The 11,698-nt window shown below is 62.4% G+C and carries 16 protein-coding genes; 10 read left to right on the plus strand and 6 right to left on the minus strand.

The annotated features are described in order from the left end of the window. On the plus strand, positions 1-190 hold a 190-nt coding region (locus BGO16_RS01090), incomplete at its 5' end, for a TOBE domain-containing protein (RefSeq protein WP_292616393.1). A 75-nt stretch (positions 191-265) separates the two neighbouring features. Here BGO16_RS01090 and pabB read toward each other — a convergent pair. Continuing rightward, on the minus strand, positions 266-2,386 hold the full coding sequence (gene pabB, locus BGO16_RS01095; protein WP_292616395.1) for an aminodeoxychorismate synthase component I: 2,121 nt from the start codon (positions 2,384-2,386) through the stop codon (positions 266-268). A gap of 222 nt (positions 2,387-2,608) precedes the next feature. After that, the gene (locus BGO16_RS01100; RefSeq protein ID WP_292616397.1) at positions 2,609-2,839 is read right to left on the minus strand and encodes a hypothetical protein; all 231 of its coding nucleotides are present in this window, start codon (positions 2,837-2,839) and stop codon (positions 2,609-2,611) included. Between the two features lie 320 nt (positions 2,840-3,159). On the opposite strand from BGO16_RS01100, the gene msrA reads away from it, so the two are divergent. Next, a complete protein-coding gene (msrA, locus tag BGO16_RS01105; protein ID WP_292616399.1) occupies positions 3,160-3,699 on the plus strand; it encodes a peptide-methionine (S)-S-oxide reductase MsrA in 540 nt (179 codons plus the stop codon). A gap of 100 nt (positions 3,700-3,799) precedes the next feature. Further along, positions 3,800-4,084: a sulfurtransferase TusA family protein gene (locus BGO16_RS01110; protein WP_292616401.1), complete on the plus strand. Its 285-nt coding sequence runs from the start codon at positions 3,800-3,802 to the stop codon at positions 4,082-4,084. A gap of 103 nt (positions 4,085-4,187) precedes the next feature. Here BGO16_RS01110 and hemE read toward each other — a convergent pair whose 3' ends face one another. After that, on the minus strand, positions 4,188-5,165 hold the full coding sequence (hemE, locus tag BGO16_RS01115; protein WP_292616484.1) for a uroporphyrinogen decarboxylase: 978 nt from the start codon (positions 5,163-5,165) through the stop codon (positions 4,188-4,190). A gap of 269 nt (positions 5,166-5,434) precedes the next feature. Here hemE and BGO16_RS01120 point away from each other — a divergent pair, with 269 nt between their 5' ends. The 4 genes from BGO16_RS01120 to BGO16_RS01135 all read left to right on the plus strand — a co-directional run bounded on the left by BGO16_RS01120 (position 5,435) and on the right by BGO16_RS01135 (position 7,464). Then, positions 5,435-5,746 (plus strand): cysteine rich repeat-containing protein, encoded by a 312-nt coding sequence (locus tag BGO16_RS01120; RefSeq protein ID WP_292616403.1) that lies wholly within the window; start codon positions 5,435-5,437, stop codon positions 5,744-5,746. 132 nt (positions 5,747-5,878) lie between these two features. Further along, positions 5,879-6,244 carry a DUF3175 domain-containing protein gene (locus BGO16_RS01125; protein WP_292616406.1) on the plus strand — a complete coding sequence of 122 codons (366 nt, stop codon included), beginning with the start codon at positions 5,879-5,881 and terminating at the stop codon, positions 6,242-6,244. Positions 6,245-6,437: 193 nt separating this feature from the next. Further along, positions 6,438-6,563: a type B 50S ribosomal protein L36 gene (ykgO, locus tag BGO16_RS01130; RefSeq protein WP_011314284.1), complete on the plus strand. Its 126-nt coding sequence runs from the start codon at positions 6,438-6,440 to the stop codon at positions 6,561-6,563. Positions 6,564-6,792: 229 nt separating this feature from the next. Further along, positions 6,793-7,464, plus strand: coding sequence for a tetratricopeptide repeat protein (locus BGO16_RS01135; RefSeq protein ID WP_292616408.1), 672 nt, complete (start codon positions 6,793-6,795; stop codon positions 7,462-7,464). 251 nt (positions 7,465-7,715) lie between these two features. Here the strand turns inward: BGO16_RS01135 and BGO16_RS01140 are convergent, their stop codons facing one another. The 3 genes from BGO16_RS01140 to BGO16_RS01150 all read right to left on the minus strand — a co-directional run bounded on the left by BGO16_RS01140 (position 7,716) and on the right by BGO16_RS01150 (position 10,121). Beyond that, positions 7,716-7,877, minus strand: a complete 162-nt coding sequence (locus BGO16_RS01140; protein WP_292616410.1) for a hypothetical protein — start codon at positions 7,875-7,877, stop codon at positions 7,716-7,718. 226 nt (positions 7,878-8,103) lie between these two features. After that, positions 8,104-9,540 carry a pyruvate kinase gene (pyk, locus tag BGO16_RS01145; protein ID WP_292616412.1) on the minus strand — a complete coding sequence of 479 codons (1,437 nt, stop codon included), beginning with the start codon at positions 9,538-9,540 and terminating at the stop codon, positions 8,104-8,106. Then, on the minus strand, positions 9,537-10,121 hold the full coding sequence (locus tag BGO16_RS01150) for a DUF1036 domain-containing protein (RefSeq protein ID WP_292616414.1): 585 nt from the start codon (positions 10,119-10,121) through the stop codon (positions 9,537-9,539). The genes pyk and BGO16_RS01150 overlap by 4 nt, the downstream gene beginning before the upstream one ends. A gap of 187 nt (positions 10,122-10,308) precedes the next feature. Between BGO16_RS01150 and BGO16_RS01155 the strand changes: the two genes are divergently transcribed. From BGO16_RS01155 to BGO16_RS01165, 3 genes are all read left to right on the plus strand, one after another. Continuing rightward, the gene (locus tag BGO16_RS01155; RefSeq protein WP_292616417.1) at positions 10,309-10,611 is read left to right on the plus strand and encodes a DUF1244 domain-containing protein; all 303 of its coding nucleotides are present in this window, start codon (positions 10,309-10,311) and stop codon (positions 10,609-10,611) included. A gap of 176 nt (positions 10,612-10,787) precedes the next feature. Next, positions 10,788-11,057 carry a DUF2312 domain-containing protein gene (locus BGO16_RS01160; RefSeq protein ID WP_292616420.1) on the plus strand — a complete coding sequence of 90 codons (270 nt, stop codon included), beginning with the start codon at positions 10,788-10,790 and terminating at the stop codon, positions 11,055-11,057. Between the two features lie 109 nt (positions 11,058-11,166). After that, complete coding sequence (locus BGO16_RS01165; protein ID WP_292616423.1) at positions 11,167-11,580, plus strand: rhodanese-like domain-containing protein; 414 nt, start codon at positions 11,167-11,169, stop codon at positions 11,578-11,580. The last annotated feature ends 118 nt before the right edge of the window (positions 11,581-11,698 follow it).

An 11,698-nucleotide genomic window follows, 5' to 3' on the forward strand; every position in this document is an offset into this window, starting at 1 on the left:
TTGCGTCCGGGGAACCGTCAACCGATGCGAGACGTCCGATGTAAGCGCGGAGGTCGTCCTCGACATCGGCGGCGGCAAGACGCTTACGTCAAGCATCACCTCGCACAGCGCCAAGTCGCTTGGCTTGTCGCGGGGAAAATCTGCATTCGCCCTTTTCGACGCGGCGCACGTCATCGTTGCCATCAACTGAAAGCGTGGTTTTGAAAATTGCGCATCGTTTCGATCGCTCTCGGCATTGCCGCTTCCGACTTTGCCTGGGATGGCCTCAGCTTCGAAAAGCCGTGCCGTCGCCTGCTTCCCTGAGATGAAAGCAATCGTCGTCGAAGCGTCCGAATGCGGCGACCACGATCGCGCGGATCGACGCCTCCGCCTTCAGGAGCATTTCCTCGTATTCCCCCTCGGGTGTCGAGTCCGCAACGACTCCGCCGCCCACGCCGATCGAGAACCTTCCGTCAGCCGAGACGATGGAGCGGATCACGATGCTCAGGTCGGCGGCGCCATCGTCACCCAGCCAGCCAAGCGCGCCGGAATAGATGCCACGGGCGCGCTGCTCCAACTGGTCGATATGCTCGAGGGTGCGGAATTTCGGCGCGCCGGTCATCGACCCTCCCGGAAACGCGCCGTTGCGCAGCACGTCGATGAGCGTGTGCTCCGGCTTCAAAACGCCGCGTATGGTGCTCACCAGTTGGTGGACGGTCTGATAGGTTTCGACGTCAAAAAGATTTGGCGCGGATACAGTTCCGGTCTCGCAGCAGCGCGACAGATCGTGGCGCAGGAGATCGACGATCATGCCGTTCTCCGCCCGGTTTTTTCGGCTGTGCCGTAGCGTTTCGATCAGCCTGTTGTCTTCCAGGGGATCGGCATCGCGCCGGACCGTTCCCTTGATCGGCTTTGCTTCGATATTGCCGTCGGCATCGACGGCGAGAAATCGCTCAGGCGATGCGCTGAGGACGGCCCCGTTTGGCCATTTGAGGAAAGCCGCGAGCGGAGCCGGATTGACGCGCCGCATGGTACGATAGACCTGCAGCGGCTCGACGCGCGCGGCGCAGGAAAGCTCGTTGGTCAGGCAGACCTGATACGTCTCGCCTTGCGCGATCAGGTCGAGACAGCGCGCGACCTTAGAGAGGTAACTCGCTTTTCCATCCCTCATGAGGAAATCAAGCGGCTCCCCGTCGACTGCGTGGGGTGATTCCAAAGGCGGGTTCCGCGCCGATTCGATTTGCTTCAGTGTCGATTGGATCCACTGCTGCGCGCGGCCGGCCTCATCCGGCCTGTCGATGGCGCACACATAGGTTTTTCCGTCCAGATGATTCACGGCGATGAATCTGTCCGCGTGGATGAACAATGCGTCGGGCGTTGCCGCGCGCCGTCCGGTCGGCGAACCGCAATCATGTCGCAGCTCGTAACCGAACCAGCCCACATGCCCGCCGACGAAAGGGCATGGCGGCGCCGATTGCGGGCGGGATGGATGCTGCCTTTGGAGATACTCGAATATGCCGATGGCTTCGATTCGGTGGCCATGAGCATCGTCGATCGCGATGGTCCGCTCGCTGCTGCGATACTGGATGGTCGCGGCATGTGGTCCCGATGCGTCCCCGATGTAGGACCATTGCGACAGCGCCGATCCGGCGAGGTTGCTGTCGAGCCAGAAGGCGAAGGGCTGGTCGGCGAACAGCGAACAGAACACCGCCTCGGTGTCGATCGCACGCGGAATCTCGAGCCAGAATGCCTTGCGGCTCGCCGCGGCCGGCGCGGCTGCGCGCTGCTTGCCCGCACGCGCCGGGGGCGGCGTTGACCTTCTTCCCGAGGCGCGAAACGAGAGATCGCGGAAATTTTGCAGCAGAGTGCGGCCGTCTTCCGTCAGGATCGACTCGGGGTGAAATTGAACGCCCCATTGCGGCCGCGTTCGATGGGCGATGGCCATGATGAGGCCGTCTTCGGTGCGGGCAATTTCCTCCAGAGCGGAGGGAAGGGGCCGCCTGACGACAAAGGAATGGTAGCGCGCCGCGTTGAACAACGGCTGCATGCCCGCGAAGAGGCCAAGTCCTTCATGCACGATTCTGGACGACCGGCCGTGGACCAGAGACGGAGTCCGTTCCAGTGACGCGCCCGACGCAATGGCGATGCCCTGATGGCCGAGACACACGCCGAGCAGGGGCACCGTGGCCGCTTCGATAGCAGCCCTGCACAGGCCGAAATCCGCCGCCCGGTCGGGCCGCCCCGGTCCCGGCGAGATGACGATGTTATCGAAACGCTGTCCGGAGAGTTCGTCCCAGGTCGCTGCATCGTTGCGGAGGAGGAGGGGTTCTTCCTGATTGATATCCGCGATCAAGTGCACAAGGTTGCAGGTAAATGAATCGTAGTTGTCGATTATCAGCGTCCTCACCAAACTGACCTCGACAGGCCGTGGCGCCCGCGCGAAACGGCAGGCGCGGAGAGATTCAGTCGCAACTGATCCGCGGCCGCGCTTTGCGCGACGCTGCCGCCTGGTTCAAGGCGGCGAGCGCCGGACAGCGCAAGACTGGACGTTTCGTTCAGGCCGACCGGGAGAGGCGCCGTCCGAATCTGCTGAGGCGGAGGCCACGGAGTTCGGCGGACGGCGAGAAAACTACAGTTGCTCCGCGACCGCGCCCAGCAATTTCTTGGCTTCCGCCCGCGCCAGCTTTTCATAATGAAAGAAGGGATACCGGTCGCTCTTCTCCAAAAGGACTTCGAGCTGGATTGTCCGCCGCGTATCTGTATCGCTATCCACCACGTCGATCAAAAGCCTGCCCCAGAGCTTTCCGAAAGGGGCGTGATCGTCCAGCGCAAATTTCGTGTCGTCTACCTTGAAAGGCATTCCAGTCCCCATTTGATTCGAAAGCCTGGACACTCGTCCTCGACCGGCTCTCCGAATAGCTCGGCAGGGGGCTGCGATGCAACTGGGGAATCCGGGTTGCGACGACTGGCCGGATATGCAATGGGCCGACGTCTGGCTCTGCACGTCATCGTTTCTGACGGCGCTGGCCGGATACCCTCAGAGAAAAGCCCGAAAAGCCGATCCGGGACAACTCGCTGCCCCGCGCGACGGCTTGATCGCCAGCCGCCCGATAGCCAGATGGAGACGTAACGGCGGCGGCTGACCATGCCCGCCGGCAGGCAAACGGGAGAGGGGTGGACATGACGGCTTCAACGGAACGCGCGGTCCTCGCCGGCGGGTGCTTCTGGGGCATGCAGGACCTCTTTCGCCGGCATCCCGGCGTGATCTCGACCCGGGTCGGCTACACCGGCGGCGAGGTGCCGAACGCGACCTATCGCAATCATGGCAACCATGCCGAGGCCATCGAAATCGTCTTCGATCCGACCATGTTGAGCTACCGGCAACTGCTGGAATTCTTCTTCCAGATTCACGATCCCACTACGCCCAACCGGCAGGGCAACGACCGCGGCCCGAGCTATCGGTCCGCGATCTTCCACACCAGCGACGAGCAGAAGCGGATCGCCGAAGACACCATCGCTGACGTTGACGCGTCAGGTCTTTGGCCGGGGAAGGCCGTCACCGAGCTTGCGCCGGCCGGACCGTTCTGGGAGGCCGAGCCTGAGCATCAGGATTACCTGGAACGCTATCCGGGCGGCTACACCTGCCACTTCGTCCGGCCAAACTGGAAACTGCCGCGCCGGCGGGAAGCCGGCCAGGCGATGGCTCGTGAAGGCCGGTGAGGGCGGTGAAATCTCTCGACGGAGCTGCTTGGAGCCAATGTAAGATAGACGTGACGGTCCGCCGGTTGACGGTCCGATCTGGATTCGCCATGTTTACAGCATGCTGATAACGAAACTCGATCTGACCGGGTTGAAGTGCCCGATGCCGGCGCTCCAGACCCGCAAGGCGTTGAAATCGCTGACGCCCGGCGACCTGCTGGAGGTGCATTGCACCGATCCGCTCTCGGTGATCGATATTCCGAACCTGGTCCGGGAGACCGGCGATTCCGTGGAAATCACCGAACGCGCGGAGCGGCGGATCGTTTTTTTGATCAAAAAAGGCGGAGGTCCGGTGCCGCTGGACGCCCGTTTCTCGCTGCGGTCCTGGTGTCCCTACGTCAAGTGACCCGTCTGCAAGGCTTCGTTTGCAAGGCTTCGTCAGCCGATAGAGGATGGCCGGGACGGTCATCTCCCCCATGAACATTGGACAGATTCTACTGGCGCGCTTTCTAGGGGCGCGCGCCGTTCCCGCGCACCCGGCGGATCATCTGTTCGACGTGCGGGATCGGCGTTTCCGGCTGGATGCCGTGGCCGAGATTGAAGATCAACCGGCCTCCGGCAAAATTCGTCAGCACGTCATCGACCGCGCGATCGAGCGCGTCGCCGCCCGCGATCAGCGCCAATGGATCGAGATTGCCCTGAACGGCGACCCGGTTTTGAACCTTGTCCCGAATCAATGACGGCTCGGTTGTCCAGTCGATGCTGACGGCGTCGACGCCGGTCGCCTCGATATAGGATGGCAGCAACGCGCCGGCGCCCCGGGGAAATCCGATGATCTTCGCATCCGGCACCTGGCTGCGCACGCCTGCGACGATGCGTTTGGTGGGTTCGATCGACCAGCGCGCGAATTCGCGCGGCGGCAGGACGCCTGCCCACGTATCGAAAATCTGCAGCGCATCCGCGCCTGCCTGGAGCTGGCCGAGCAGATAACGGATCGAATTGTCGACGATGGCATCGATGATTTTCGCGAAGGCGTCCGGGTGACGATAGGCCATCATTCGCGCCGGCGCCTGATCGGGTGTGCCCTGTCCGGCGACCATATAGGTCGCGACCGTCCACGGCGCGCCGCAGAAGCCGATCAGGGCGGTCTTTGAATCGAGTTCGCGCTTGACGCGGCGCAGCGCCTCGAACACGGGTTCGAGTTTCGTCATATCGGCGTCGCGTGAAAGCGTCGCGACCTTGTCCGGCGTATCGAGCGGATCGAGCCGTGGGCCTTCTCCGGCCTCGAAGCGCACCGAGCGCCCGAGCGCGTAGGGAATGACGAGGATGTCGGAGAAGATGATCGCAGCGTCGAAGGCGAAGCGGCGGATCGGCTGCAACGTCACCTCGGCGGCGAATTCCGGCGTGAAGCAGAGATCGAGAAAGCCGCCGGCTTTGGCGCGCAACTCGCGATATTCGGGCAGATAGCGGCCCGCCTGCCGCATCATCCAGATCGGCGGCACGGCCTGGCGATGGCCCGAAAGCACCGCGAGAAAGGGTTTGGTGTTCGAATCCTGTGCCAAGGCGCGTTCCGTCAATGGGTTGAGTTCCAGATGGTCTGATACACGACCGGCAGGGTCTTGACCACGGCATCCGGAAGCGCCTGTGAGCGTTTCCGCGATCCGTTAGCCCCATCATATTGCCTGAAACGAACCTTTCTGCCGCCTCAATGGTTTGAGGAGCTGTCGGTATGTGAAGCATTCGCAAGAGGTGACACATGCGCAGCTACAGGGTGGTCCTGTTTTCCGGGAGTCTGGCCGCCGGCATCGCGGGCGTCACGCATGCCTCCATCGCGGAAGACTATCGCGGTACGTTCGCTCAGCGGATGGCCTGCACTCCGGACGTCTTCAGATTATGCGGTAGCGAGATTCCCGACGTCGGCCGTATCGTCGCCTGCCTGCGGCAGAACCAGATGCAGCTCGGTGCGCCCTGCCGCGCGGTGTTCGAGTCCAATGCCGAGGCGACCGACGACGACGCCGTGGCAGCGAAAGCAACCGGAAGCGCTGTCGGCCCCCCCGGCCGGCAGTAGGTCGCCACCGGGCCTGCCTCCAGTTCGGATTCAACGAGGGCATCCCGGCGTTCGCAAAAAATGCGAACCGGTTGGGGGCTCGCGTCGTTGCCATGATGCACTCTGCCACCACCGGTTCCCGCAGGAGGCCACATGACAAGGACATCATCGACATCGCCGCGCAAGCCGGCTCGTCGCGCGAAAACGGAAAGCGGGGCGAAATCCTCAGTGCGCCGGAAGAAACCGGTCCGCAAATGGTCGGGCAGGGTCACGGCGACGAGTGATGCGCTCGATCTGAAGCAAGGTGTGTTCAAACAGCGTAGCGCCGCCGCCATCGCCCGATCTCTGAAGCGCTCGGCCGAGCAAAGCCATCGGCGCAAGAGCGATCCCTACCGCTCGGCGATGTCGATGCTGGTGTTCTATATCAATCGCGGCGGCAAGAACCTCTCCGCTTCTCGCCGTCGCACGCTCGAAGCCGCCAAGGACGAACTGCGCAAGGCGTTTGGCAAGGCCGGCTGAGCGGTGGGAGCCTTTATCGCTTCTGCTTCTGATGGACTCTTTGCGAGGTGTTGCGTCGAAGCAATTTGGATTGACAGTCCGGGGCGCCATGGCCTAGAAACCGCGCAACCCGGGCGGCTTGGCCGCGAGCCGGGAAAGTCATGTTGCTGTCGGCCCGTCGCATACGGCCTTTGGAAAATTCAGGAACGTTCCCATGAAGGTCCGTAACTCGCTGAAATCGCTGCGCTCGCGTCATCGGGACAATCGCCTGGTCCGCCGCAAGGGTCGGGTCTATGTGATCAACAAGACCCAGCGCCGCTTCAAGGCCCGTCAGGGCTGATTGGCGCCGCAGCCTTAAACGCCGCCTTAAACTTCGTCATCACAGTCCGCTGACACGCCTGCGCCTGCGTGCGTTGGGTCATGCTTAAAGTTCTTCCGCTTCTGCCGGAACCAGAAGCGTGCGCCCATGATTTTTCGATGTGACGCGTTTTCTCTACGTGAACCGGTGCCCGCGCCGCCCGAAAACGCTATAGTGGCGGCCGGAAGTTCGCCTGATCCGGACCTCGCGAATGCAACGGAAACTCTCAGCGAGAGGGTGCATGTGCCTCGCAATTCTAGTCGCCGCAGCCGGAGTTCTCCCTGCGGCCGCTTCCGCGCAGGCTCCGCCGCGCCACTCCCCGCACGGTGCCCCGCCTGACACCACTGACCCCACGGACTTGCCGCGGTTGTCCTCGAAGCGGCCGCGAATTCCAGGAGATCAGGCCCATGGGCTCGATTTCCTGTTCGGGGCCCTCAAGGCTGCGCCGGACGAGGAGAGCGCCAAGCATGTCGAAGCCCAGATCCTGGCGCTCTGGAGCCGGACGTCGAGCGACACCACGGCGCTTTTGATGCAGCGGGCGAAGGTCGCGATGCATGGCCAACAGTTCGACATCGCGCTCAAGCTGCTGGACGCGGTTTTGAAATTGCATCCCGATTACATCGAGGGATGGAGCCAGCGCGCGACGCTGTATTATGTGCAGAACGACTACCAGCGTTCGCTCGAGGACATCGAGCAGGTGCTGGTCCGCGAGCCGCGCCATTTCGGCGCGCTCGCAGGTCTTGGCATGATCATGCAGGGACTCGGCGACGACAGGCGCGCGCTCGATGCCTTCCGCAAGGCGCTCGCCGTCAATCCGCACCTCGAAAACGTGCGTGAGCGGGTCAGGACGTTGACTGAAAAGGTCGAAGGGCGAGACATCTGATGTTCGCAAGCAGGCTGAAAAAGCAACGTCGACGGACGCGAGATCGACATGCATCTCCGGAGCAGGCCCGGGATATGCTTCGCTCCAAAACACTATGAAAACACCGTAGAGCCAGCTTCTGATTCATCAGAAGCGAACAGGTTCTACTGCCCTAGAGTCTGTTTCAACTGTGCTGACTCAGACTCGTCGCTTATCCTTTTGTTGAGCAGGATCTTTTTCCGAAAACCGGTTTCCACTTTCGGGATCATGCCCTAATGCAACGTGCTGCTTTCGCGCGCCGCCGCGTAAAGCCGCTGCAGTTCAACTTCCAGCTGTTCGTTGACCATCAGCAGTGCCATCAGCGCCCCGCGAATGTCACCATCGCATGATGCCACGATCTCGTCGATCAAAGCCTCGCCTGCTTCAAAACTCATCTCATGTACTCCGGTTCGATACGCCTCACTTTTCACCGAGAACGTGAATAAAGTTTGCGAGTCGATTGGGTGCTCCTGTGGATTACGTGGATAACCGGCTGGCGCCCAGGCAGGAAAATCGCTCTTAGAGGCTGTTTCAACTGCGTTGAATTAGACTCCTCGCCTATCTTTTTGATTGAGCATGATCTTTTTCCGAAAACCGGTTTCCGCTCTTCGGGATCATGCTCTAAACGCCGGCGTCGCCGTCCGGACCGACGAAGGCGATCCGGACCATATTGGTCGCGCCGGGGGTGCCGAGCGGCACGCCGGCCACGATGATGATGCGCTGGCCCGCCTTGGCGAAACCGTCGCGGAACGCAATGCTGCCGGCGCGATCGACCATATCGTCCTGGTCGTGGGCGTCTTCCGCGACCACGCAATGCACGCCCCACGCCACGGCGAGCTTGCGGCCGGTCGCGAGATTCGGCGTGATGGCGACCACCGGGAGTTTCGGCCGTTCGCGCGCCATACGCAGCGCCGTTGATCCGGAGCTGGTCCAGCAAATGATCGCGGAGAGGTCGAGCGTTTCGGCGATCTGGCGCGCGGCATCGGCGATGGCGTCGCCGACGGTGGGCTCGGGCTCGGCGCGCTGCGCATTGAGCACGCCGCGATAGATGGGATCGCGTTCCACCTCTTCGCCGATGCGGTTCATGGTGGAGATGGCTTCGACCGGATATTTTCCGGCTGCGGATTCGGCGGAGAGCATGATGGCGTCGGCGCCTTCATAAACGGCGGTGGCGACGTCGGAGACTTCAGCGCGGGTCGGCACCGGCGACTGGATCATCGATTCCAGCATCTGCGTTGCGATCACCACCGGCTTGCCGGCGCGCCGCGCCATACGTGTCATCTGCTTCTGAAGGCTGGGCACCTGTTCGAGCGGCAGTTCGACGCCGAGATCGCCGCGCGCGACCATCAGCGCGTCGGCCATTTCGAGGATTTCGGGCAGGCGGTCGATGGCCTGTGGTTTTTCGATCTTGGCCATCACCGAGGCGCGGCCCCGGATCATCTTCTTGGCCTCGGCCACGTCGTCCGCGCGCTGCACGAACGATAGCGCGATCCAGTCGACCCCGGCCTCCAGCGCCGCGTCGAGATCGGAGCGGTCCTTCTGCGTCATCGCCGACATCGGCAAATCGGTATCGGGCAGGCTGACCCCCTTGCGGTCGGACATCTTGCCGCCGACGACAACGCGCGTTACCGCGCGCTCCGATGAGGTCTCCTCGGCGATCAGGCGCACCTTGCCGTCGTCGAGCAGCAGCGTGTGGCCGGGGCGCAGCGCCGCCAGGATTTCCGGATGCGGGAGGTGGACGCGGGTCTTGTCCCCCGGGGTTTTGTCGGAATCCAGCACGAACGTGTCGCCGTTGTTCAACTGGATCGGGCCGTCGGCGAACGCGCCGAGCCGCAGCTTGGGTCCCTGCAGGTCGACCAGGATGCCGATCGGGCGGCCGTAGCTGCCCTCGACATTGCGGATCGTCGCCACCAGTTCGCGCATCTTGTCATGCGAGGTGTGGCTCATGTTGATGCGGAAGACGTCGGCGCCCGCCTCGAACAGACGGCGAACCATGGCGCTGTCGGAGGAGGCCGGCCCGAGCGTGGCGAGTATCTTGATGCGGCGAAGACGTCTCATGGCTTACGTCCGGGCAAGGCGTCTGGCGTCAGTCCGGACGCGCCCGGAGGGGAGCCGCCCGCTGGATCGGGCAGACCCGGAAATGAACCCTGGGAAGGCATCCCGGGCATCTGCGGCCCGTGTTCGCCGGATTCCGTCAATTGAACGGTCCAGGCACGCTGGTCTCCGGTATCGATCTCGAAAAAGCCGGTGCGGTCGAAGCCGCGTGCCAGACAATTGTCGGTGCCTCTGATCGTGAATTCCTTGTCGCGCGAGCACATAAAAGCCTGTCCCGACCATTCGCCGCCATGGTCGTAATCTAGAGCATAAATATAGTAGTAACGTGCGATGAGCGTCCCGCGCAGCAGCGTTTCGCAGGCACGCGATGAGACATTCCACCACCCTTCGGTGGTCCAGCCCTCGGCGTCCTTGTAGCCAAGGGCGATGCCGACGCGGCTTGAGGTGTTGTTGCAAAGCCGGAAGTCGGCTGCCGCGGGCGCCGACCACAGGCAGACGATCAGGATGCCGAGCGCGGGCAACAGGCCCGCGGTGCTCGTGGGCAGCGAGACCGATGGAGAAGGGAAAGGATCTGATTTCGTCATTTAGCGGGGCAAATCGTTTTGCGTGATTTCGCGTGACCCGTTATGGCCTGTCAACGGCTGGAACCTGCTTTTCACGCCAAGGTGCGCATTTTCCAACCTGCAAACTCCTATTTGCGCTGCGATATGGTAGAATCCATGGCTAGTCCAACCAAACCTCCGTCCCGACGGGCGACGACGAGATCGGCTCATGACCATTGACGACAACACAAAAACGGAACTGGAAGCCGCGGTGTTCCGGCGGCTGGTGGCGCATCTGCGCTCCCGGAGCGACGTGCAGAATATCGACCTGATGAATCTCGCTGGCTTCTGCCGCAACTGCCTGTCGAACTGGCTCAAGGAGGCAGCTGACGAAAAAGGGGCCGCCATGACCAAGGACGAAAGTCGCGAGGCGGTATATGGCATGCCCTACGAGACCTGGAAGACGATGCATCAGGGTGCGGCGACGCCGGAACAGCTCGCGGCGATGAAGAAAAGCCAAAACGGGCACTGACCGCTTCTGGGCGCACTGTTGCCTTGGCAAGCCTGTGCGTCGCTGTGGATGAGCGCGATGGCGCCTTGACGCCGGGCACGCCGCTCGGGAGTGTCGGTCTTCACGTGTGGTGGGCGGCCAGCGCGTCCAGGCTCACATTTTCATCGTCATCATCGATTGATCTCAGGAGTAGCAGGATGGCCATCGCCGTCGCCGCCAAGGAAGAGCCCGCGACCAGTTTCGCCAAGGACCAGCTCAAGGCCATCATCGAGCGCATCGAGCGGCTCGAGGAAGAGAAGAAGACCATCTCTGATGATATTCGCGACGTCTATGCCGAAGCCAAGGGCAACGGATACGACGTCAAGGCGCTGCGGACGATCGTGCGGATGCGCAAGCAGGATGCCAACGAGCGTCAGGAACAGGAAACCATCCTGGAAACTTACATGCAGGCACTGGGAATGCTGTGAAGGGTCGTCGCTTGCCTGAGTAATTCCGGCAAAAGCTCGCAACCTGTTTTGCGTCCGGAATTGCACCGGCAAAATGCGGGATCAGACAGCCAGCCAGCAGGAGGCAAAAATGGCCCAGACGATCACGCGCGGCATCAAATCGCTGCTTGAGGAAGCGAACCGGGAAATCGAGACCATGAGCGTGGCGGACGCCAAGGCGGCTGTTGAGCGCGGCGATGCCGTTCTCGTCGACCTCCGCGATCCGCGCGAACTCGAGCGCGAAGGCAGGATTCCCGGCTCGTTCTTCTGTCCCCGCGGCATGCTCGAATTCTGGATCGATCCTGAAAGCCCCTATGCGAAACCGATCTTCCAGGAGAACAAGAAGTTCATCTTTCACTGCGCCTCGGGCTGGCGCTCGGCCTTGGCGGCGAAGAGCGCGCAGGACATGGGTTTGAAGCCAGTTGCGCATCTCGGCGGCGGTTACAAAGCCTGGCGCGATGCGGGGGAAGCCATCGAGACTGTCGAGCCGAAGGCGAAGGCGTGAGCTTGGCTTGTCCGTCATGTCCGGGGGGAAGACCGGCGTCGCTTCGCTCGCCCATAGCCGTTCGAAGAACGGCGTCGCTTCGCTCGCCCATAGCCGTTCGAAGAACGGCGTCGCTTCG

It is taken from the genome of Nitrobacter sp. 62-23, assembly GCF_001897285.1.
Classification (GTDB): Bacteria; Pseudomonadota; Alphaproteobacteria; order Rhizobiales; family Xanthobacteraceae; genus Nitrobacter.

Bases quoted from the DNA above. Each gene is read 5' to 3' on its own strand.
- BGO16_RS01100 (WP_292616397.1), bottom strand. From the start codon at position 2,839: ATGCCTTTCAAGGTAGACGACACGAAATTTGCGCTGGACGATCACGCC.
- msrA (WP_292616399.1), top strand. From the start codon at position 3,160: ATGACGGCTTCAACGGAACGCGCGGTCCTCGCCGGCGGGTGCTTCTGG.
- BGO16_RS01110 (WP_292616401.1), top strand. From the start codon at position 3,800: ATGCTGATAACGAAACTCGATCTGACCGGGTTGAAGTGCCCGATGCCG.
- hemE (WP_292616484.1), bottom strand. From the start codon at position 5,165: ATGATGCGGCAGGCGGGCCGCTATCTGCCCGAATATCGCGAGTTGCGC.
- BGO16_RS01120 (WP_292616403.1), top strand. From the start codon at position 5,435: ATGCGCAGCTACAGGGTGGTCCTGTTTTCCGGGAGTCTGGCCGCCGGC.
- BGO16_RS01125 (WP_292616406.1), top strand. From the start codon at position 5,879: ATGACAAGGACATCATCGACATCGCCGCGCAAGCCGGCTCGTCGCGCG.
- ykgO (WP_011314284.1), top strand. From the start codon at position 6,438: ATGAAGGTCCGTAACTCGCTGAAATCGCTGCGCTCGCGTCATCGGGAC.
- BGO16_RS01135 (WP_292616408.1), top strand. From the start codon at position 6,793: ATGCAACGGAAACTCTCAGCGAGAGGGTGCATGTGCCTCGCAATTCTA.
- BGO16_RS01140 (WP_292616410.1), bottom strand. From the start codon at position 7,877: ATGAGTTTTGAAGCAGGCGAGGCTTTGATCGACGAGATCGTGGCATCA.
- pyk (WP_292616412.1), bottom strand. From the start codon at position 9,540: ATGAGACGTCTTCGCCGCATCAAGATACTCGCCACGCTCGGGCCGGCC.
- BGO16_RS01150 (WP_292616414.1), bottom strand. From the start codon at position 10,121: ATGACGAAATCAGATCCTTTCCCTTCTCCATCGGTCTCGCTGCCCACG.
- BGO16_RS01155 (WP_292616417.1), top strand. From the start codon at position 10,309: ATGACCATTGACGACAACACAAAAACGGAACTGGAAGCCGCGGTGTTC.
- BGO16_RS01160 (WP_292616420.1), top strand. From the start codon at position 10,788: ATGGCCATCGCCGTCGCCGCCAAGGAAGAGCCCGCGACCAGTTTCGCC.
- BGO16_RS01165 (WP_292616423.1), top strand. From the start codon at position 11,167: ATGGCCCAGACGATCACGCGCGGCATCAAATCGCTGCTTGAGGAAGCG.